This is a genomic window from Tolypothrix sp. VBCCA 56010 (genome assembly GCF_050875635.1).
Classification (GTDB): domain Bacteria; phylum Cyanobacteriota; class Cyanobacteriia; order Cyanobacteriales; family Nostocaceae; genus Hassallia.
The window spans coordinates 1-21,542 of sequence record NZ_JBPAOH010000132.1 but is presented as its reverse complement, the minus strand read 5'-3'; the positions used below and the strand labels follow the sequence as shown (position 1 = coordinate 21,542).

At 41.9% G+C, this 21,542-nt stretch carries 14 protein-coding genes and 4 pseudogenes; 7 read left to right on the top strand and 11 right to left on the bottom strand.

Features of this window, described 5'->3' with window-relative positions; all coding sequences use genetic code 11:
* The coding region (locus tag AABK37_RS31390) for an nSTAND1 domain-containing NTPase (RefSeq protein WP_432555401.1) at positions 1-2,797 on the bottom strand (2,797 nt) is incomplete at its 3' end.
* Positions 2,798-2,866: 69 nt separating this feature from the next.
* Here AABK37_RS31390 and AABK37_RS31385 point away from each other — a divergent pair.
* Entirely contained in the window at positions 2,867-3,214 is a 348-nt protein-coding gene (locus AABK37_RS31385; RefSeq protein WP_432555400.1) for a CU044_2847 family protein, read from the top strand.
* Between the two features lie 120 nt (positions 3,215-3,334).
* Here AABK37_RS31385 and AABK37_RS31380 read toward each other — a convergent pair whose 3' ends face one another.
* Both AABK37_RS31380 and AABK37_RS31375 read right to left on the bottom strand, forming a co-directional pair.
* Positions 3,335-3,583 (bottom strand): hypothetical protein, encoded by a 249-nt coding sequence (locus AABK37_RS31380; RefSeq protein ID WP_432555399.1) that lies wholly within the window; start codon positions 3,581-3,583, stop codon positions 3,335-3,337.
* A gap of 40 nt (positions 3,584-3,623) precedes the next feature.
* A complete protein-coding gene (locus AABK37_RS31375) occupies positions 3,624-4,460 on the bottom strand; it encodes a PD-(D/E)XK nuclease family protein (RefSeq protein ID WP_432555398.1) in 837 nt (278 codons plus the stop codon).
* Positions 4,461-4,608: 148 nt separating this feature from the next.
* On the opposite strand from AABK37_RS31375, the gene AABK37_RS31370 reads away from it, so the two are divergent.
* Complete coding sequence (locus AABK37_RS31370; protein WP_432555397.1) at positions 4,609-6,039, top strand: phosphoglucomutase/phosphomannomutase family protein; 1,431 nt, start codon at positions 4,609-4,611, stop codon at positions 6,037-6,039.
* A 163-nt stretch (positions 6,040-6,202) separates the two neighbouring features.
* The gene (locus tag AABK37_RS31365) at positions 6,203-6,475 is read left to right on the top strand and encodes a LapA family protein (protein ID WP_432555396.1); all 273 of its coding nucleotides are present in this window, start codon (positions 6,203-6,205) and stop codon (positions 6,473-6,475) included.
* Between the two features lie 105 nt (positions 6,476-6,580).
* Here the strand turns inward: AABK37_RS31365 and AABK37_RS31360 are convergent, their stop codons facing one another.
* Together AABK37_RS31360 and polA are read right to left on the bottom strand one after the other, a co-directional pair.
* Complete coding sequence (locus AABK37_RS31360; RefSeq protein ID WP_432555395.1) at positions 6,581-6,970, bottom strand: DUF2442 domain-containing protein; 390 nt, start codon at positions 6,968-6,970, stop codon at positions 6,581-6,583.
* Positions 6,971-7,184: 214 nt separating this feature from the next.
* Positions 7,185-10,118 (bottom strand): DNA polymerase I, encoded by a 2,934-nt coding sequence (gene polA, locus AABK37_RS31355; RefSeq protein WP_432555394.1) that lies wholly within the window; start codon positions 10,116-10,118, stop codon positions 7,185-7,187.
* A gap of 82 nt (positions 10,119-10,200) precedes the next feature.
* On the opposite strand from polA, the gene AABK37_RS31350 reads away from it, so the two are divergent.
* On the top strand, positions 10,201-10,917 hold the full coding sequence (locus tag AABK37_RS31350; RefSeq protein WP_432555393.1) for a Uma2 family endonuclease: 717 nt from the start codon (positions 10,201-10,203) through the stop codon (positions 10,915-10,917).
* Positions 10,918-10,933: 16 nt separating this feature from the next.
* Here AABK37_RS31350 and AABK37_RS31345 read toward each other — a convergent pair whose 3' ends face one another.
* Positions 10,934-16,387, bottom strand: a complete 5,454-nt coding sequence (locus AABK37_RS31345; RefSeq protein ID WP_432555392.1) for an ATP-binding sensor histidine kinase — start codon at positions 16,385-16,387, stop codon at positions 10,934-10,936.
* Positions 16,388-16,736: 349 nt separating this feature from the next.
* A pseudogene (locus tag AABK37_RS31340) lies at positions 16,737-16,919 on the bottom strand (TonB family protein); the annotation flags it as partial.
* A 296-nt stretch (positions 16,920-17,215) separates the two neighbouring features.
* On the opposite strand from AABK37_RS31340, the gene AABK37_RS31335 reads away from it, so the two are divergent.
* Positions 17,216-18,064 (top strand): Cof-type HAD-IIB family hydrolase, encoded by an 849-nt coding sequence (locus tag AABK37_RS31335; protein ID WP_432555391.1) that lies wholly within the window; start codon positions 17,216-17,218, stop codon positions 18,062-18,064.
* A gap of 292 nt (positions 18,065-18,356) precedes the next feature.
* Here AABK37_RS31335 and AABK37_RS31330 read toward each other — a convergent pair whose 3' ends face one another.
* Entirely contained in the window at positions 18,357-19,229 is an 873-nt protein-coding gene (locus tag AABK37_RS31330) for a DALR anticodon-binding domain-containing protein (protein ID WP_432555390.1), read from the bottom strand.
* A 261-nt stretch (positions 19,230-19,490) separates the two neighbouring features.
* Between AABK37_RS31330 and AABK37_RS31325 the strand changes: the two genes are divergently transcribed.
* Entirely contained in the window at positions 19,491-20,249 is a 759-nt protein-coding gene (locus AABK37_RS31325) for a Crp/Fnr family transcriptional regulator (protein ID WP_432555389.1), read from the top strand.
* A gap of 39 nt (positions 20,250-20,288) precedes the next feature.
* Here AABK37_RS31325 and AABK37_RS31320 read toward each other — a convergent pair.
* Positions 20,289-20,764, bottom strand: a pseudogene (locus AABK37_RS31320) (substrate-binding domain-containing protein); the annotation flags it as partial.
* Between the two features lie 80 nt (positions 20,765-20,844).
* On the opposite strand from AABK37_RS31320, the pseudogene AABK37_RS31315 reads away from it, so the two are divergent.
* Positions 20,845-21,048 (top strand): annotated as a pseudogene (locus tag AABK37_RS31315) (IS607 family transposase); the annotation flags it as partial.
* Here the strand turns inward: AABK37_RS31315 and AABK37_RS31310 are convergent.
* Together AABK37_RS31310 and AABK37_RS31305 are read right to left on the bottom strand one after the other, a co-directional pair.
* On the bottom strand, positions 20,953-21,192 hold the full coding sequence (locus AABK37_RS31310) for a hypothetical protein (protein ID WP_432555388.1): 240 nt from the start codon (positions 21,190-21,192) through the stop codon (positions 20,953-20,955). The pseudogene AABK37_RS31315 and the gene AABK37_RS31310 overlap by 96 nt on opposite strands.
* A pseudogene (locus AABK37_RS31305) lies at positions 21,176-21,451 on the bottom strand (phosphate ABC transporter substrate-binding protein); the annotation flags it as partial. The pseudogene AABK37_RS31305 and the gene AABK37_RS31310, both read right to left, overlap by 17 nt.
* Positions 21,452-21,542: the final 91 nt, after the last annotated feature.

Here is a 21,542-nt window from a genome sequence, read left to right as displayed (position 1 = left end):
GATGACCACCGAAGGGTTCAGCCCTTTGCTGACCTTGGAAATTCCACAACCGCACAGTGCCGTCTTCACCTGCACTGACAATCGTCTGCCCATCCGCGCTAATAGCGACAGACCTGACCCCACCCTGATCACCACCGAAGGGTTCAGCCCTTTGCTGACCTTGGAAATTCCACAACCGCACTTTGCCGTCACCACCCCCACTGACAATCGTCTGCCCATCCGCGCTAATGGCGACAGAATAGACCCTACCCTGATGACCACGGAAGGGTTCAGCCCTTTGCTGACCTTGGAAATTCCACAACCGCACTGTGCCGTCATCACCCCCACTGACAATCGTCTGCCCATCCGGGCTAATGGCGACAGACCAGACCTCACCCTGATGACCACGGAAGGGTTCAGCCCTTTGCTGACCTTGGAAATTCCACAACCGCACTTTGCCGTCAATACCCCCACTGACAATCGTCTGCCCATCCGCGCTAATGGCGACAGAAATGACCCCACCCTGATGACCACGGAAGGGAGTTAAGACCTCCATCGCTTGTTGCAGGCTATTCTGAACTGGAGTGAGAATTTGCTCTGGCATTTTCTCCAGATTCTCACCTATGACTTGTATTGCCATAACCGAAGCTGTGAGAGGTTGGACAGGGAGTATCTTCTTGATAGTTGCTGTTTTGGGGAGCAAAAAGTTTTCAATGCGGACTTTGCGAGCAACTTGCCGATCGCCACTCCGTTCTTCTTCATAAGCAAGGCTGCGCTGATAAAAGTCCTTGGCTTGAGATGATAAATCAGGCTTTAACTTTTCCCAATTGTTCTGCACCTCTTCAAACAATCCTCTTGGCATGAGGTATTTTTCATCTTCTTCCTTGTGCAACCACTCTCGCAAAGCATCGGCTAATTTATCATGTAACCGTCGCAAATCTCGGTCTTGTTGTCGCCATTGGGCAAACCGCTGCCAACCCTCAATTAAGGCTTCATGGGCTAAATCAATCCAAACTTCTTCTCTGGCTTCTGTGTAAGTTACTATTAAGCGTCCTTGGATCAGCTTTTCTATAACTTGATTTATGACTATCTGCTCATCTAGGTTTTCACCAGCAAGACTTAACAATTCCTGTTTTGGTTGTCGCTGTCGGGTATCCTTGTCTTCTGCACCAGTACGCACCAATTTCAAGAAAATCCGCTTGACCCAAGGTTGCTGCTGTTTGGTGAAACTTGCATATAGCTTTTCTGCATGACGGTTCAACGCGCCAATGACTCCACCTAGTTCGTTAAACTTAGCAATTGTTAACTGGTGAGTTTGTTTATCGCGCTGTTCCCAAAGTTCAGTCAGGGCAAACTGTAATAATGGTAAGCAGCCTTTCTCTTGTCCCACCACTTCTTGCTGGATAGTTCCCAGTAAACCTCTTTGTAACTGATAACCTTGTAACCTCGCTGGGGATACGATCGCTTCTTCTAATTCTGCCCCTAGTAATGGCGGCATATACACAGCCTGTTCCTGAATTAGTTGTGTCAGCGATTTATAGTTTAAACAGTATTCTAGAAAATCAGCTCGCATTGTGGTGACAATTGCTAATCGCCCTTGAGAAACTTGGGTTAACAACTCAATAAATCGCTGTCTTTCTTCTTCCTGAGAACCAAGGGTAAAAATTTCTTCAAATTGATCTACCACCAATAAGCAACGCTCAGAACCAGTCAGCTTAGAAATTACTGGAGATAAACCTTTTGTGTCAATGAAAGCCGAGATTTCCCTAATTTCCGTGCGTTCAAATAACTGTGTAAAGGCTCGTTTTAACTCTGCTAAAGGTTGAACCCCAGGCAAAATTGGTTCTAAGATTCGCCAACCATTTTTTTCTAACACTGGAATCAAACCTGCCCGCACTACAGAAGATTTACCACTCCCCGAAGCGCCAATGATGGGAATAAAGTTAGCCTGAGCAAGTTTTTGTTGAATTAAGCTAACTACTTTTTGCCGACCAAAAAAGAACTTGGCGTGTTCTTTGTCAAAAGCTTGTAATCCCCGATAGGGACATTCTTCACTCACCACCGCAGCCGCTACCGGATTCTTCGGTGGATACCAAACCAAAGGAATTGACCTACCGCCACCCATGTAAATTGGTTCTTGTCCACTTCCTTTTAGTTCCCGCGAAATGAAGCTCATCAAGTCATTGACATTAATTTCCCCGGTAGCTTCATCAGCTTTATCTTCAGCAAGTCCTTTGAGAATTGCTTTGGTGAAAATTCCACCTTCAGCATCTTCACGCGCTCTTTCAAAGGCACGAGAGGCTGTAATTAAGCTGTAGTCTTGTTTGCTGTTGAATACGGAGAAACCAGACTTGATAAAACTCCTCTCTAATAAAGACCCAGCATAGCAGCAATCCAGCAATACCACCAAACTGCTGAGTTGAGATTTACCGATTAAAGTGTTGAAGTCATCAAAGGCGATCGCATTTTGCCCGTCTTTATTGCAATCTGAAGTAGCCAAATATCCCTTCTTTATACCTGTAAGGCTTAGTGCTTCAAATCCATGTCCGGCAAAATAAATTAATGCCTCCGCACCTTTGGCTTTTTCTAACAAAAATATTCTCAGTGCTTGTCCGAGTTCCTTACCAGTTAACTTTTTATCCGCTGTAACTTGCCAGCGATTCTCACTCTCGATTAACTTGCTAGGTAAAGGCTGAACATCAAATTTACCTTGTTCGCGCAGCAGTTGGGCGATTTGTTCCGCATCATTGACAGCCTTTGGTAGGTTGGTGAAATTGTCATACTTGGCAATTCCCAGCACCAGCGCATATCTAGCCATATAATCTAGCTTGGCATCGGTTTTTAGATAATATTACTAAAAATAACTTAAAAAGTAACTGAGGCTATTGTGTCACAAGTGCAACGTTTAATCGTCAAAGAAGACGATCAAGAGTATGAAATCTATGTAGAATCAAATACCGCTGCTGAGGTTCCAGAAGAAGAGGAACCAGGATACCGTGATGGTTTACCTACGGTTAATATCAGAGAATTTCAAAACCAAATTCGTGATTATGCCAAATTAGCTGTTGGTGCATTCAAGAATTTACCTGATGCTGAAGAGGTAACAGTTAAGTTTGGCATCAAGCTGGGTGGTAAAACTGGCATTCCGTTTTTAACTGAAGGCTCGGCAGAGAGTAATTTTGAAATTGAGGTTAAATATAAGTTTCCTGAGAAGAAGCAAAATTCCAGTACTTAAGCTTGTGCTTGGGCAGGGATGAGCTTTATACATTCAGTTCTGCTAGGAATTGCGGAAGCGATGTCTTCTCTGCGAGACGCTACGCGAACGACGGGCTACGCCTACGCCTTTCACTCACCATCATTCACCTTTGGATCTCGGTTGTTGCAGTTCCAAGCACGAACTTTCGAGTTCTGAACATGAACTTTCGAGTTCTGAACATGAACTTTCGAGTTCTGAACATGAACTTTCGAGTTCTGAACATGAACTTTCGAGTTCTGAACACGAACTTTCGAGTTCCAAGCACGAACTTTCGAGTTCCAAACACGAAGCTTCAGCTTCTAATGCCCCCTTGTCCACCTTGTCCCCCTTGTCCCCCTTGTCCCCCACTCCCCCACTTCCCCCCTCCCCCCCTCTCCCCCTGCCCCATTCAACGTGGCAAATGCACCTTAGCCGGCTTTAAAGAGGAAAAATCACAGATTGAATTAAACGGACAAAATCGACAGTGATATCCTGGATTTGGGGGAAAAATCTTACTAAAGCTATTATTAGTTAACTGATATCTTTGTAAATCTCGCTGATGTTTTTGAGCAATGCTAGCTAACTCAAATTCTAAAGATTCTAATTCGCCTTTTGTAATGCTAATTAACTCAGATTTTTTACTAAACTCTAAATTATAAAATGAAGCGACTGCCTGATACTTAGGATAAAGATAACGAGCAGCTAATAAATAAACTAATGCCTGTCTTTTATCAAAAGCAGATTTACCAGTTTTAAAATCTAAAATATGTAAAGTGTCAGAAGAATCAGAAAAAACACAGTCCATCGTCGCATATAAGCGGAAGGAATAATTTTCCCGTTCAATCAAAATAGGTTTGGGAAAACCTTCATCACCGCGAGTTAACTGAATGATGCGCTTACCCAAAAGTAATGGTTCTTCATGATATTTCTTTAAAATTTGCAATACGCGCTGCTGAACTTCGTCACTTGAGTAATTTAATTTCAGTAGCTGTGCAACTTTTTCTACACCGTCTTCCGACCTCAACAAGTGTCGATTGTGATGAAACTCATAAACGCCTTTTTGGGCAAGTAGCCCAATGCGCTGAGGTGCGGTGGCTGTTTTCAACAGTGCTTTGACTAGTGGATCGTGTTGACGCGCTTTGATAAACCCCCGTCTCATCTGGCAATGCCAGCGTTCTTGCCCGGAAGCTGGGGCAATTAAAGACCAAAGGTGATAACTGGCAAAAGGTTGATCGGGGGTTGACATTGCTCAGAAACAGTGAGAAAAAATACGGTGGGGAGAAGTACGATCGCTCTTAACCGCAATTCATAACTTCGGTAGATAGTTGCAGCTACACACGCTTTGCGGGAAGCTTCATATAGTATTCATCATGGACTCTTAGGAAGTAGCAAATATGAGCGCGAGTAGCAATGACGGTAAAATCAAGTTTGGTACTGACGGATGGCGAGGAATTATCGCTGATGACTTTACTTTCCCAAATGTGCGGAAAGTAACAAGAGCGATCGCTAGTTATCTGGAAACGGCTTACACTAAAGACCGACCAGTTCTCGTAGCTTATGATACTCGCTTTTTAGCTGACCAGTTTGCCCAGACAGCAGCGCAAGTATTGGCAGATTTGGGTTGGACGGTAAAAATTACTGACAGGGATTGTCCCACACCAGTAATCGCTTACAATGCCCGTCACTTAAATTCAGCAGGGGCACTGATGTTTACTGCCAGTCATAATCCTGCACCCTATTGTGGGATTAAATACATCCCTGACTATGCAGGTCCTGCCACTCCAGAGATTACTGATACTATTGTGGCAAATATTGAAGGAGCATCGGATGAGTTGCCCAAAAGCAATTCAACTGAGAAAATCACGACTTTTGACCCAAAACCAGAGTATATGAAGTTTATCTACACTTTATTGGATGTAGATAAAATCAAGAGCGCTCAGTTAAAGGTCAAGTACGATGCTTTATATTCCACCTCTCGCGGCTATTTAGATGAAGTTTTGCAACATTGTGGCTGTGAGTTAGAAAGTTTTCACACCTACCGCGATGTTCTTTTTGGTGGCGGAATGCCAGAACCGAAAGGCGAACAACTGGTAGAGTTAGTAGAAGCAGTACGCAGCGATAAAGCAGATTTAGGTTTGGCAACGGATGGAGATAGCGATCGCTTTGGCATTGTCGATGAACAAGGCAACGTCCTCACCCCGAATACTGTGCTACTACTACTAGCACGCCATTTAATTAAGAATAAAGGCAAAACAGGCGCGATTGTTCGCACGGTTGCCACAACTCACCTTTTAGACAATTTCGCAGCTAAATACGGGGTGGAACTTTATGAGACACCTGTCGGGTTTAAATACATCGGCGAAAAAATGCGGGAAACCACCGTTTTGATTGGTGGAGAAGAATCCGGGGGATTAAGCATCATCGGACATATCCCGGAAAAAGACGGCGTATTAGCTGATATGCTAGTGGCAGAAGCGATCGCCTACGAAGGCAAACCGCTGAGTCAAATGGTAACTGAAGCGATCGCCGAAGCAAATGGTCCGCTTGACAACAAACGTCTTGACTTGCACCTCGACGACGCCCATAAAGCCGCCGTCATCGACTCTTTTACCAAAAACCCCCCCGCAGAAGTTGCAGGCATTAAAGTCAAAGAAGTAGGGCGCAAAGACGGCATTAAACTTTACTTAGAAGAGGGTAGCTGGGTGCTGCTGCGTCCTTCCGGTACAGAACCCTTGATGCGCGTTTATCTAGAAACCAACTCCCCAGAAAAGCTAGCAAAAATCGCCCAAGAAATGGAAAGCGTAATTGCTAAACTAGAGCCGTAGGAGTTAATTGTTAGTTGATAGTGGATAGTGGTTAGTCGATAGTGGTTGGTAGATAGTGGTTGGTCGATAGTTGCAAGTTGACTGTTAACAACCAACCACCAACCAATAACAAGCAACAACCAACCACTAACCACTAACAACCAACAACCAACAACCAACAACCATGAAAACTCTAGCTAATCTGCTGATATCGTTAGTTGTAGCTATTTGGGTAGTGGCGATCGCGATTATTTCCGTTCAAAATGCTACGCCAGTATCTTTAAAATTCTTTACTTTCCAGTCGATTCAAATCCCAGTCGGTTTAGTACTAGCTTTTAGTGCTGGTGTCGGGATAATTGGCATCGCATTATTGCAGCCTTTGTGGGGTCTTTCTGCTCCCCAGCGTAAGTATAGATCCGAAGACGATGCCGAGTTTTTTGTAGACGACGATTTTTGATACCTATCCGCTTTCTTAAAATAAACCTATACAACACAAGCTTTTTGCTTAAGAAAGCAGATTAATTATCATGTTTTTCGCGGTCGTCCACCTCGCTTGCCGTTTTCACGCGCCGATGCGAGCTTTTGCCGTTGAGCTTACGGAACCTCGTCGGCTGCCTAATTCAGCCATCCAAGCCTTAGTACCAAATATCCCCATAATCAAAGCTGGAATGCTCATATCAACATCCAGCTGTTCCCAGTGCAGACCCTCGCCGGAAGGGGTGACTTCCACATTTTTCAGATTATCTGGAGATGCACCCGCCAATCCCTGAACCAATTCAGGAGGAAACAAAAAAGTAGCCCCTGAGCGCAGTTCAACGACTATGCGATTCAAATCTAAATCGTAATGGGCAGCTTGAGCGCGTGGTTCAGAAGCATCTGCTATAGCTGCCGCTGCTCTTGCCTGGACTATTTCATTATTTAAGGTTTCCTCCGTAAAATCTAGGTTATTCATGAATTTCTCTCCATTTTTCTAATAACCTAAGTTGCTAGTTACAATCCGACAACGATTAAAATCGATGGAATAATAAAAACGCAACTTACGTTAATAACTTTTCTTATATATTCCCAGAATAAGCCAAGCGCTTGGGTTATCTCAACCAATAAAAAAACCTTGCCAGTCAAGACAAGGTTAAAGGTGATACCGCTGTAGCGTTTGCAGGCTATTTCTATTTCGTCTCCATCCAATTTTCACCTGCACGCACATCTACAACTAACGGCACGCTCAACTTTACGGCATTTTCCATCACCGACTTGATTTGTATTTGTAATTGTGACCACTCACTGGGGAGAACTTCAAAAACTAATTCATCGTGAACTTGCAACAACAAACGCGATTGATAACTTTGCAAAACTTCATGCATTTTTACCATTGCAATTTTGATAATATCAGCGCTGGAACCTTGAATTGGGGCATTAGCAGCAGCACGTAATAATCCGGCATCGAAAGCACCCAAATTACCAAGTTTTTTCAAGTCAATATCTTCTAACTTATTGCCTTTGTACTTGCGGATGCTATTGCTGGTAAAATCAAAATAACGACGACGCCCTAAAATTGTTTCGACATAATTTTGAGCGATCGCTTGTTTTTTCACATTCTCTAAATATTCAAAAACTTTCGGATAGCGACTGTAAAAACGTTGAATAAATTCGTTAGCCAGGGTTTTATCTACACCAGTTGAACGCGAAAACCTCAAAGAACCCATTCCATAAATAACGCCAAAATTAATCGTTTTCGCCAATCTTCTTTCATCTGATGTTATATCTTCTTTTTCAAACACCAGCCGCGCTGTAACAGTGTGAATATCTTCATTCTGTTGATATGCTTGCACTAAAACTGGTTCTTGACTCAAATGAGCCAAAATTCTTAACTCAATTTGCGAGTAATCAGCAGCTACCATTAACCAACCCGATTGTGGCACAAAAGCCTTACGAATCTGGCGACTAAAAGCAGTCCGAATCGGGATATTTTGCAAATTTGGATTAGAAGAAGATAACCTTCCAGTAGATGTCACCGTTTGGTTAAAATCTGTATGTACCCGCTGCGTATCCGGGCGCACCAAGCTTGGCAGTGCATCCACATAAGTAGACTTTAATTTAGATAAAGTGCGATACTCCATAATCGCATCAACAAAGCCCGTTTCATCTACTTCTTGCAGTTTTTCCAAAGTTGCTGCATCAGTAGAATAACCTGTTTGAATTTTCCGGGAATACTTGGTGCTTAACCCCAATTTTTCAAACAATATCTCACTTAATTTTTTCGGAGAACCTAAGTTAAATTTTTCTCCAGCTATTTTAAAAGCTTCCTGTTCTAACTTAACTAAATCTGTTTCTAACTGCTGCGATAGTTCCTTTAAATAATCTGTATTGATGCGGAAACCTGTATATTCCATTTCCGCTAAAACTGGTTCTAACGGTTGTTCAACTTCTAGCAAAAGCTTATGTAAAGTAGGAATTTTATCTAATTCCTGGCGCAATTTTGGTACTAACCCAAATGTACAATAGACATCCATACCGCAATAATTTGCGACTGCGGGAATGTCAATATCAGCGATAGTTTTCCCTTTAGGAACTAATTCTAAGTAACTTTTTGCTGTCAAATCCAAATATTTTTTAGACAAATCACCCAAATTATGGCTACCATCTGGATTCAACACATAACTTGCCAACATCGTGTCAAATACAACACCTGCCAATTTAATTTTTTGACACCGGAGAACTAAGCGGTCAAATTTTGCATTCTGCAACGCTTTCGGATAATCAGCACTTTCTAAAATTGGACGTAGTGCTTTTAGAGCAATTTCTTGATTCAGATTATCCCCTGTTTTATGATTAAGAGGAATATAAGCTATTTCATCAAGTCTCGTTCCCCAGCAACAGCCAATTCCTACTAAAGAAGCGTCACGCGGTTCTAAATCGCTGGTTTCTGTGTCCCAAGCAACGGGTGTCTCTACATTGGTAAATTTTTCTAAAAGTTTGACTAATTCGTTTAGTTTAACTTCTGTGTCGATAATGCGTGGTTGAATTGGGGAAGCCTTTTGTGCTGCTGCGGTATCCTCAGCAGTGAAAAACCACAAATCATTATCTTCGTTTGTGTGAATTTGTTTTGATGTTTCTGGTTTTGGTGCTTCTTCAATTGTCCCACCAAAACGTTGCTGAAGTTCGTTAATTTTGCCTAAAAAAGTCTTAAATTCTAACTTTTCTAAAAGCGGTGTGAGAACGCTAGTATCAAATCCGGTTAATTTACAATCTTCTAAGTTAACTTCTATCGGCACATCAAGTTTTATATTTGCCAAAAACTGAGAATGTTCGGCATCTTGTTTACCATCTGCAAGTTTTTTCTGAGTTGCGCCTTTAATTTCATCTAAAGCAGCATAAATATTCTCAAGAGTACCGTAGGTATTTAGCAACTGTACTGCTGTCTTTTCACCGATTCCCTTAACACCGGGAATATTATCTGATTTATCGCCACAAAGAGCTTTATAATCGACAACTTGTGATGGTAAAATGCCTAACTTTAGTTTAACTTGTTCTGGTTTAAATTCGGTGATAGTACTTGTAGAGCGCTTTAAGGCATCTGGACTAAAATATAAAACAGTAATTTCTTTATCTAAGTCGATGAGTTGATATAAATCACGATCGCCTGTAAGAATTTTCACTGTATACCCAGCGGCAGTTGCTTTTTGTGCTAAAGTTCCTAACACATCATCTGCTTCATAACCTGGAGCGGTGAAAATTGGCAAATTGAAGCCATCAAGTAACTCATGCAGATTTTTTAAGTCAGGAACAAAATCTTCTGGTGTTCCTGGGCGATCGGCTTTATAAGTATCGTCAGCTTCGTGACGGAAGGTTGGTAAACCCAAATCAAAAGCAACAGCCATCGCTTGTGGCTGTTCGCTTTGCATTACTTCCAGCAAAGACTTGAGAAAGCCAAAACATACACTGGTGGGAATCCCCGTTTTTGTACGCAGTCCTCCATCTCGTCCTTTAGCGAAAGCGAAGTAAGAACGAAAAGCGAGGGAGTGTCCATCTACTAAGATGAATGTGGGACGTGTCGCGTTTGTAGAATCGGAAGTCAACTGATTTGAGGATATTTGAGACATAGCCCTATTTTAGCTTTAACCAAAAAAAAGCCTCATAATGTACCTGTACAATGGGTTTATCAGTTGTGAGGGAATCAATTTTATGGAATACTCCATTGTCCTACCGCCGCTCCCGACGGCGGCAGAACTTCCCGACTCTGACGATACGCCTGTGGATAACGAACTGCAAAACCTGATTCCCAACTTACTCTTGGCTATTTTGTCTGCTATTTGGGGCGATCGCCACGATTGGTTTTTTGGTGTGGACATGGGTATTTACTACTTGCCGACTGCACCCCGGAAATCCCTAGTACCTGATGGTTTTTTGAGTCTGGGTGTGGAACGGCGACGCCAACCTTTTAGGGGACGGCTAAGTTACGTGCTTTGGGAAGAGAATTGGACTCCACCCATTTTGGTTGTAGAAATCGTTTCCCAAACCTATGGTGGAGAATACGATATCAAACTGGGCAAATATCTGGATTTGGGAGTGTTGTATTACGTCATCTACAATCCAGACTATTGGCAACGGGATAATCATGCTCCCTTTGAAGTGTACCAGCGGGTGGAGGATGAGTTTATTTTGCAGTCGCAGGAGAGGTTTTGGATACCGGAGTTGCAACTAGCAATTGGGGTGGATTTGGGTATCTATAAGGGTTGGGAGCGAGACTGGTTGTTTTGGTTCGATCAAGCTGGCGATCGCTTCCCCAGCCCCGATGAACGCATAGAACAGGCAGAACAGCGGGCACAACAGGCAGAACAAGCCCTGCAAGACTTGCAAAATCGTCTTCAACAGCGAGGTATCGACCCAGATAGTTTGTAACTATAGTTTGTAACTTCTATTTGGGCAGTGAAATCACAAACTTTGTGCCTTGGTTGAGCGTAGATTCCACAGCGATCGCCCCGTCATGTTTTTCTACCACAATAGCCTTTGCGATCGCCAGTCCTAATCCTGTTCCTTTCCCGACAGCTTTCGTAGTAAATAAGTGGTCAAAAATCTTTTGTTTGACTGATTCAGTCATCCCCTGACCGTTATCAGCAATGCTAATTTTCACGCCTTCATTTTCCACTGAGGTTGTAATTGTAATTCTGTTAGGATTTGCTTTAATTTCCTCAAAACTCAGACCTGTATTTGATTCATCTAACGCATCAATGGCATTTGCCAGAATATTCATAAATACCTGATTTAATTGTCCAGGAAAACATTCAATTTTGGGCAAATTACCATATTCAGTTATCACTTCAATTGCGGGACGTTGTTCGTTAGCTTTCAGGCGATGTTGGAGAATTAAAATCGTGCTATCAATGCCTTCGTGGATGTTAAACGGCACTTTGTAATCTTTATCAGCGCGGGAGAAAGTGCGGAGACTGGTGCTGATATTTTTCAGGCGATCGCACGCCATCACCATTGAATCAATCATCTTGGGCAAGTATTCTAAGCTATAATCCAAGTCAATTTCTTCGTTATGGTCAATAATTTCCTCGCCTGGTGATGGTAGACTTTTTTGATATAGTTTTAAGTGTTCAACAATATCAGCAACAGTAGGTTTAGCTTGTTTGAGACTAGCAGCAATAAAACCCAAAGGATTATTCATTTCATGGGCTACCCCAGCAACTAAGTTACCCAGTGCAGACATTTTCTCACTTTGGACGATTTGTAATTGGGCTTGTTGTAAATCTTGTAGTGCTTGCCCGGCTTGTTGATACAGTCGAGCATTTTCTAGGGAGATTGCGGCTTGAGAAGACAATAAGTTAATCACGCTAAGGCGATCGCTAGTAAATACACCGCTCGTTAGTTTATTTTCTAAGTAGAGAATCCCCACCAAATCCCCTTGATTGATAATCGGGGTACAAAATACACTCTGGGGTTGATGTTCCAACATATATTTCCCAATTATCCCAGGAATATCTGTTTGACAATTTTCTATAACAACTGTTTGTTGAGTATTTTTGACGTAATGGATTATGTTTATAGGAATATCTGGACAATTGTCTAGTGATTGTGGATTGAGGATAGTTTGGATATTAGTCTGGGAATTTAATTTATGATCGATAAAGGTAATTGCTCGGACTTGCCAAATATGATCTTCGAGAAGCAGCAGTACAACTTTTTTCGCACCAGAGTTTTCTAGAATAATGCGGGTGAGGTTGGCAATCAGTTGATCTAATTCGATACTGCTGGAGATAGTTTGAGCCGCTTTGAGGGCAGAGGTAAAATCTAGAACATCGGCAATATTAGTCCTGCCAGTAGTAGAAGTGTGAGTGGATGAAGAAGTCCTACGAAAGGTAATAGTTTCGTCGTGTTTGAGGTTCATTCGTAGAGTAAGCAGGATGGGTTGCAGTAGTTGGGGATAGCTTTTTTCTAGGTGATTAACTTTGGCTTTTGCTCCCCAACGGGCGTAACAGTAGTAGGCTTCTTGCATATATGTTTGGGCAATTTTTTCTTTACCCCATTCCAGGTAGAATTTAGCTGCAAGTTCGTTGGCAAGGGCTTCTTCTTGGATGTATTCGTTGGCTTTGGCTCCAGAGATAGCGCGATCGTACATTTCTATTGCCTCTATTTTCTGTCCTAAAACGCGATGCTTCTCAGCTTCTACCAAGTCATATTTGTGTTGGAAATTCATTGGAGCAGAAAGCGCCCTTTTGCGAAGTATTTCTTGATTGACTGCAACAATTTCTAAATCATCTGATGTTGATAGGAGTGCCAGCGATTCATAGAAATAAAGTAGAGGGGCGTTCAAAGTACCAGCTACTTTTGTTAGATATTGCCTAACCTGTTGCGCTATGGTCAGGGTTTGGGAATAGTCTTCAAATAGGAAACATAAATAGAGTTTGTTCATCAACAGATACCACAACCCCGTTTTATCACCCACTTGATTCAGTGTGTCTAGCATAGCGGTTTCCTCAATCACTTCTCCAGTGAGGACAACCGGATCGCTTCCGTATCCAAGCAAATTTAAAACTGCCTGATGACACACCTTGGTAAAGTTTAATGCAACCTGCATACCAATCTGTTGTAAGGCATCACTATAGCGACTGATGTCCTGAATTAGCACCTGCAAAGGTTGCCCAGTTAAAAAAGCCTGCAAGATATAAACAAGACCTGCAAAGCCAGCAAAGGGCAAGTCACCTACTTCTAGACAACGAGTGTAAGCTTCCTGTAATGGTGCAATGGTTTGATTGGCATGATGAGTGCAAAAACTAATGAAATTACAGACGAGAACCTGTGTTCGTCCGTAAAATTCTTTGTCATTTAAGTTTTCACATAGTTGTAGTGCCAATTGCCCGAATTCATTTCCTGTTTGGAAGTCTTCTAAGATGGTAGACAGCATTAGTCCATAATTCACATAGCCAATAACGGAAGTATTAGCATTACCGTACTGGAGTGATAATTCAACCTTTTTTAACGTGATAAGTGGGAACAGTTCAGGTTTACAGGCATAGGACGCAACGGAAACTTTAACCAAAATCCGCATAGCAGCCAAGATAACTGGATCGGTCATCTTGGGTAGGTTGAGTAACTCGCTAGGCGATCGCCCATTTAGTTGCTGCCTAATCGCTTGAAATGCAGCAGGAATTTCTGTCGGTGCAGGCAATGAAGGCAGATAAATGCCCAACTGACTCAAGACATCTAATGCCATCTCGATGGCTAAAATAAATTGACCTTGATTGGTGTAAGCTTCTAGCCTGATCTCTGAAATCTTAACAGTATCTGCAATCCTTGTAGCTCGTTGTAAAATCTCGGTAGCATATTGCTCCATGCCATCGAGATCACCTGTAAAATAGGAAGCATCAGCAGCAAGATTATGTAGATTAAGTGTTAAAAAATAGTGATCGTGCCATCTAGATTGGGGTAATAATCTCAGACCATTGGTGGCATAATCTAAAGCGCTGTTGTAGGCAGTTGCAGAAAGTGCTTTGTTACCTGCCTGGAGGTTACATTCTGCAAGTACAAGTGTTTCGGCTATATCAGTTATTAGAGCTTGTCCTAAGTTGAGTTGACCAACTATTTCAAATAAATGTTCTTCTTTTTGGCGATCGCTACTGTCCTTAAGCAATAGTCTACCAATTTTTAAATGGGTGGCTTGCCTTTGGTTTTCGGGAATCAGCGAATAAGCCGCTTGTTGTACTCTGTCATGTAAAAATCTATATTTGGCTAATTCTTTAGTGTTATTCTCATTTGACAGCGCCAATTTATCATTGACCTCTCCCTGATAAAATTTATAAACATCACTAATTGGTAAAATTAAACCTTCCTGCAACGCTTTCCACAAATCAGCAGCCGTTTCTACTTCTAATTGTTCGGAAACAATTGCTAAAGTTTCTAAATCAAACTCATTGCCAATACAAGCAGCTAGCTGCAATATATTTTGAGTTGATGGCGGTAGTTTTCGCAATTGAAAACCCATATAAACAACAACATCATCTGTAACTAATTGCTGATTTAATTGTGTAATATCGCATTGCCAAAAGCCTAAATCAAAGTCAAATTTAATCACTCTCTCTTGATGCAATGCTTTTAGAAGTTGAGTAACAAAAAACGGATTACCTTGAGTTTTTCGAGATACCAATACAGAAAGAGGCAAGGCTAAGTTTTCTGTACATTTAAGTGTGTCAGCAATTAATTTATTTACTTGCACTTGGCTCAATGGTGCTAAAGTAATCGTATTAATCTTTGCTTGTGTTTTTTGAATTTCACTCAAAGTCAACATCAAAGGATGTGCTGAGTTGACGAGGCACTGCGTTGGACGGGTTTCCCGGCTTGAAGCAAGTGCCGTTTCGTTATCACGATACGCACCAATTAAGAAAAGATGATCTGTATCAGCCATTAATAACTGCATCAACTTCAGCGATGCCGAATCTGCCCATTGTAAATCATCTAAAAACATCACTAATGGATGTTCTAAGCTGGTAAAGACTTGGGTAAACTTTTGGAATAATAAATTAAATCTATTTTGTGCCGCAGTTCCTGATAATTCTGGAACAGATGGTTGTTGACCAATTATTCTTGATAATTCGGGGATGACTTCAATAATTACTTGTCCATTTTCCCCGACAGCTTCTAATATATTGCTTTTCCATTGCTGAATTTGTGCATCGCTTAGAGTTAATAATTGCCTCATTAAATCCCGAAACGCTTGTACAAACGCGGAAAAGGGAATATTTCGTTGAAATTGGTCATATTTCCCTTTAATAAAATAACCGCGTTGCCGAATAATCGGTTTATGAACTTCGTTGACAACCGCAGTTTTCCCAATACCAGAAAAACCAGCTACCAGCATCATTTCAGTTGCACCCAAGCTAACTCGGTCAAATGCTTGTAATAAAGTTTCTATTTCTGTTTCTCGTCCATAAAGTTTGTCGGGGATAATAAAGCGATCGCACACATCCCGTTGTGCAATTGGAAAGCTCTCTATTTTACCAGTTTCTTGGAGTTGATACAAACAGGTTTCTAAATCAAATTTCAGCCCGAATGCGCTCTGATAGCGGTCTTCAGCATTTTTCGCCATCAATTTCATCACAATGTCACTCATTACTTGAGGAATTTCTTTTCCTTTACCCCTTTCCTTTAAATTTGGTGGAAGTTTTGCAATATGACAATGTACCAACTCCATCGGGTCGTTTGATTGAAATGGTAATTCTCCTGTCAAAATCTCGTAAAAAGTGACACCAAGAGAATAAAAATCAGTCCGGTAGTCAATTCCCCGATTCATTCTTCCCGTTTGTTCTGGAGAAATATAAGCGAGTGTCCCTTCTAACACATTTGGACTAATTAGGGTTTGAGTTTCTCTTGGCAGCAGAGATGCAATACTAAAGTCAATTAATTTAACTTGTTTGGTTAGAGGATTAATTAAAATATTGCTCGGTTTAATATCTTTATGAATAATGCGCGATCGGTAGAGAATATCTAAAGTATTACAAAGGGCGATCGCAATCTGCAAAAACTCCATTAGAGATTCTAGAGTTCCCCCCACTCCCCACTCCCCACTCCCCACTCCCCATTCTTTTAGAGAAATCCCCCCAAAGTCTTCCATCACTAACATATAGCCATTTTGGTAAGGTTCTAAGCTGTAAGTTTGGATGATTAGGGGTGAGTTGAGATTTTTGGCAATGGTATACTGATTGCGAAACTGCACCAGTTCGCTGAAACCCGGATAAGGATTTTTCAGCCACTTAATCACTACAGGTAATGAGTCAGTTTCTCGATATCCCCGATAAACTACGGTTCTTGAACCGTTGTACAGTTGTTCGCTGACTTGATATCCGGGAATACTCACTCTGATGTTAGCCATGTTATTTAATCGTTGAGGTTTCCGGATTTAGTATTCCCTGATGCGCTAATAAATTTCAAACCTACGTCAAAATATTTACACAGCAATTCTCATTTTGGCGTTGCACCAATCAAGGTATGAATTTTGTTTGGATCAATTCATGAATTGCTTCAAAGAGGGCTAGGGCGTGTTGAGTGCTTTTCGCTGTATCCTAAAAAATAGGCGATGGCTGCGCCAACGTCTTCTCTTCTCCTTCGGAGACGCTAACGCGAACGAGACGCTGCGCGAACGACGAACGCTATATAGTCATGATGAACCGAGGAGACTTAAGTAACTAACACTGAAAATCGTTAAAACTGTTACCTGTACCTGGTCTTAATTTCCAACTTCGCGCTTCTCTGAGAGTCATTTCATCCAATTCACTGTTTCCTGATGAACGAACAATACGCGCATTAGTAACATTACCTCGCTCATCAGTATCAACAGCCACTTCTACCTTTCGTATTCTTCGGGCTCTTGGTGAATTAGCAATTGCTTGAGATGCTCTGGAATTTCTTACATCTTTTAAACACTGTATTAATTTACTACTATTTGGTGTTTCCGCGTTTGTATTCATTGTTGTACCCGACCAAATCAACGAACTGGGTATCAAAGCAAAAGTCAGTGCTATAAGTAGTTTATTTTTTATCATGAACGCACCCGTCTGAATTTATCAGAGATTCATTTTATTCTACTTAATATTTAGTGTTAAGCAGACGATTTTACGTAATACCCACCATTATTTTCCAAAAATTGAAATGTCGTCTAATCTGCTAATCTCTAACTGTGTCTTCAAAACTTAGGAAATTTATGCATAAAGCATCTGCCACTAACTCAGCGGCAACAGACATTAAACTACTAGTTGTAGATATAGATGGTACGATCGTCGGCGAATCTAACAACCTCACCTCAAAAGTTCTTCAAGCGATCGCTGCGGTAAAAGCAAAGAAAATTCAAGTAGCGATCGCTACTGGTCGCATGTATCGTTCAGCTTTGCGTTTCCACCAACAACTTAACTCTACCCTGCCATTATTAGCTTATCAGGGAGCCTGGATTCAAGATCCAATTACCCAAAAAATTCATCGCCATTTAACTGTTTCCAGAGAAATGGCAGAAAAACTCCTAGATTATTTTGAACAACCAGAACTGCGATCGCTTTTATCTGTTCACTTCTACATCAATGATGAATTGTATGTGCGGGAGTTAACAAGAGAAACTGAAATTTATGCCGAACGTTCTGGTATTGTCCCGATAGTTGTGGGTGACTTGCGTACCTGTTTAAGCAATGAACCGACAAAGATTTTAGCTTTATGCGATGACATAGATATTATCAAAGATTTGCTGGGGAATTTACGCCGTCAATACACCCCCGCTGAATTGTATCTCACTACATCTGTGGCGACTTTTTTTGAAGCAACAAATCCTTTAGTCAATAAAGGAACTGCTGTACGTTACCTAGCTGAAGAAATGCTAGGATTACAAAGAACTAACGTCATGACTATTGGCGATAACTTCAATGATTTGGAAATGCTAGAGTATGCTGGTATTGGTGTAGCGATGGGCAATGCACCAGCAGAAGTTCAAGCGATCGCGACTTGGGTAGCTCCTAGCGTCGAACAAGATGGAGCTGCCAGAGCAATTGAAAAGTTTTTGCTGTAAACGTTAGTTATTCGTTATTATTAATAACTAATAACGAATAACTAACCCAAAAATCAGAAAGGACACCGACGACTGGCCGTGTTTCGTCTCGGTGTCCTTGCTGGTTCGCTCCTCACACACCAGATAATATAGCCTGAGATATTCTAATAGTCAACATCTGTTACAAAACTTTTTAATTTTTCCAGGAATGAGCGCAAAACATAACTCAAGTAGCGATAATTCAAGTCCTTATCGCGCTCGGTAGAATAACGCTTTCAAGTTTTTGTTGCGTAAGTCCTATTTTCCTTGAGACTCATAATTCAACTAAAGCAAAGATGCCTAATTTTTCTTCTAACAAAAACCTTAATACAGACTGAGTAGCTATAACTAATCCTAATCTGGCTTGAGAAAGCTCTGGTGAGGTAATTTTCACCTCACCCCAAATTCTACAGTTGCACCAGAAGATTTCAAAAGCTTGACTCAAATTGAGCGCTACTTTTTCCCAGTTAACCGAACCAGCTTGATCGGGACATTCTAAATCATCTACCACTTGTACTAACTGAGAAATTAGCCGAAAAGAAGCTGAATGCGAAAAGCGAAGTTTGCGCTCGCAGTTGAGCCAAGGTATCGAAGAAGGAGAAATTACACTCCCAAATAATTTATTAAGTTGAATCAATTTCTCTTGTTCAGCCAGCCGGATTAACGACCAGCAGCGAGCATGAGCGTATTGAACTGCAAATAAATGTGAAGAATTTTCGTACTTCGTTTCTCCCCCTGCTCCCCCTGCTTCCCCTGCTTCCCCTGCTTCCCCTGCTCCCCCTCCCCACCTCCCCTCAACCAGGTGCTGCAACCAAGCAGCTAAAATAGGATCGGTTAAGACGAAATGAATGTAACCAGGGGGAACAATTTCGATGATAAATTCGTCGCCACAGTTCGCTGATAAATGAGAGGCGATCGCACAAGCAATCTCAATTCCTTTACGATTCTGAGATTTTGACAGCTGTAAAGCCACCCCGGATATATATAAAATTCTATTAATATCTCTACTTTTATATAGAGGAATTTTATGATTATCTCTCCTAAGTATGGTATTTGTATTAGTATAAATACTCAATACTGATAATAAATGACTGTAAATTAACTGTTTAATTGCTGTATTATTACTTACTTGTAGCTTTTTATGCACAGATGACTCCCATTTAACCCTTAAGCGGTCAGATTATTGCTAGAATGTCATCTATCTTTAGACAGAACTTTAATCTAGATAGAGAAAAATGAGAATTGTGCAAAATTTGATTAATAGTAAGTAAACTTTACTACCATCATAGTACAGTAAGAGTTATAACAAAAGTGTAGAGAGCAAATTGCTTTCTATCCTTAAAGATGGCTGGCGCTGTTAGGCGTTAAGCCTACATCACCAACGCAAAGACACTCCTTGCACCTTTTTATGACGTCTTTGTCTTCAGCCGAACGCTCTTTGTTACCTATGCAATCTCCATCCTCCTTCTCAGAGGCATCACGCCCTTTTTTGACTTGGCAACGAATTATTGATTGGGCTCAAGAACACTATCGCTGCCGCACCTTTAGCAAAGATGAGCGCATTCCAGCTAGACCTGGATTGCTATATTTGGTGCAAAGGGGTGCGATCCGCATGGTAGGCACCGCCCAGGTTAGCGCTACTGCAAGTCAGCTAACGTCTCGACGAATCAACAGAACTCCCGAAGAAGCTTTCTTGGGTTTTGTCGGGGCAGGACAGCCATTTGAAATTGTTGCCCAATCACCATTTACACTCCAGGCTTACGCGCATGTTGACCAAACAGCCGTGCTTTGGATGTACTGGCACGACCTAGACAACTGGCCCCATTTCCGCCGCGAAGTTATGGATGCCTTTAGGTATCAGCACCAGCGCAAGCTGCTGTGGTTGAGTGCCTTGGGACAACGGCGCACAATTGATCGGCTTTTAGGATTCCTCACATTATTGATTGAGGAATATGGCGAGCCGTCAATGAGCGAAACCGACCCCGATGTGATTCGCGGCTATTGTCTGCCGTTCCCCCTCACCCATGCCCAAATTGGCAGCGCGATCGGTTCGACTCGTGTCACCGTCACCCGCTTGATGGGTAAGTTGCGTCAGCGCGGTTTAATCCTCACCCAAGGGGATAATCTCATTTGCTTGCCAGCAGAGTCTATTAATAGAGTCGGCTAAAGCGCACCAAGAGCGCCTACTACCAGTAGCAGGGAAAGAGCGAATTTTGACAAACCCAGCCTGGGTAATCAGTTCCTGTCCCTGCTCGGTTAGCAGTAAGTTGGCGTAGGCAACACCTGCTTGCTCTTTTTGTGTCCGCCCTAACGGTAAAGGCTTGATTGAACATTAGGGAACCACCTCTGGGGCAGAAGCATTCTGAAATGCCACCAAGACTTAAGCTGACTTTTTCCAGCGCTTGGGTGGTGGTGGAAACAAATTCCACATTGGCACCGAAACCTTGACCACCCAAGATGTCTGGAAAAAAAATCTCTACAGTGCCGCCATCACTGACAAGGGCGCGAATATGCCTTAATTGGGATATCAGAACCACCTACTTGGTTTTAATTCGTCGTCTTGCCCGTATAAATTGACTGTAATTGTTCTACACTCAATCCTGGGATATTCAAGTTGGGGTTAACTGCGATCGCCAAACCATCAATCGCAACGGGAATTTGTTTCAAATCGAATCCGCGCTGAAGAGACGTAATTAAATAAATAATTTGCCTGACATAACCGGACAATATCATACAATAAGACAAGAATTGAGGAAAAAACTATTGTCAGATATGTCCCGCCCAAGGAAGCGTCAGAAATCCTTGGAGTTAATGAAAGAACTCTCCGACGTTGGGAACAAGCCGGAAAAATTGAAGCTATCCGAACACCATCAGGGCAGCGTAGATATAACGTTGACCGATACGCAGCAGGGGCAACAACCACAGATAACAGATGCGTTGTCGTCTACGCAAGAGTTAGTAGCCGCACGAGCTAACTCTTGATCTTCAACTGGTCGAGAAGACTGGGCAAATGTCAGTTGACCATCAATTAAAGATTTTATATTTACAATACCGCTGCCAGAAACGCGATCGCCACTGCGTTGCATTGCTGTATCAGCGAATCGTGACAAATCCAGCTTTTGTGATTAATTCTTTACCTTGAGATGTCTGAAGCAAGTTGACGTAGGCTTCTCCAGCTTGCTGGTCGCTTTGACCATTTTGCTTAACAATCACAAATAACCGTCTGGTGATGGGGTATTCACCACTTTGAAAGGCAGCTGCATTTATTTGGTTACGCTGTTGCGGACATTGCTCTAGGGAAACGAAAGGCTCTTTGTAAGGTGGAATGACACGATCTGATTGATGACCAACTGGCAAGGGTTTGCAACTGAATCAAAATAATTAGACAATCTTCACCATAGTTGGACATTTAACCGTTTGTGGCGACTATATGTCCAAGTTTTTAGAAAAAACGACATTA

What these genes read in the sequence shown, in the direction of transcription:
- AABK37_RS31375 (WP_432555398.1), bottom strand. Translation starts at nt 4,460, where the DNA reads ATGTCAACCCCCGATCAACCTTTTGCCAGTTATCACCTTTGGTCTTTA.
- AABK37_RS31370 (WP_432555397.1), top strand. Translation starts at nt 4,609, where the DNA reads ATGAGCGCGAGTAGCAATGACGGTAAAATCAAGTTTGGTACTGACGGA.
- AABK37_RS31365 (WP_432555396.1), top strand. Translation starts at nt 6,203, where the DNA reads ATGAAAACTCTAGCTAATCTGCTGATATCGTTAGTTGTAGCTATTTGG.
- AABK37_RS31360 (WP_432555395.1), bottom strand. Translation starts at nt 6,970, where the DNA reads ATGAATAACCTAGATTTTACGGAGGAAACCTTAAATAATGAAATAGTC.
- polA (WP_432555394.1), bottom strand. Translation starts at nt 10,118, where the DNA reads ATGTCTCAAATATCCTCAAATCAGTTGACTTCCGATTCTACAAACGCG.
- AABK37_RS31350 (WP_432555393.1), top strand. Translation starts at nt 10,201, where the DNA reads ATGGAATACTCCATTGTCCTACCGCCGCTCCCGACGGCGGCAGAACTT.
- AABK37_RS31345 (WP_432555392.1), bottom strand. Translation starts at nt 16,387, where the DNA reads ATGGCTAACATCAGAGTGAGTATTCCCGGATATCAAGTCAGCGAACAA.
- AABK37_RS31335 (WP_432555391.1), top strand. Translation starts at nt 17,216, where the DNA reads ATGCATAAAGCATCTGCCACTAACTCAGCGGCAACAGACATTAAACTA.
- AABK37_RS31325 (WP_432555389.1), top strand. Translation starts at nt 19,491, where the DNA reads ATGACGTCTTTGTCTTCAGCCGAACGCTCTTTGTTACCTATGCAATCT.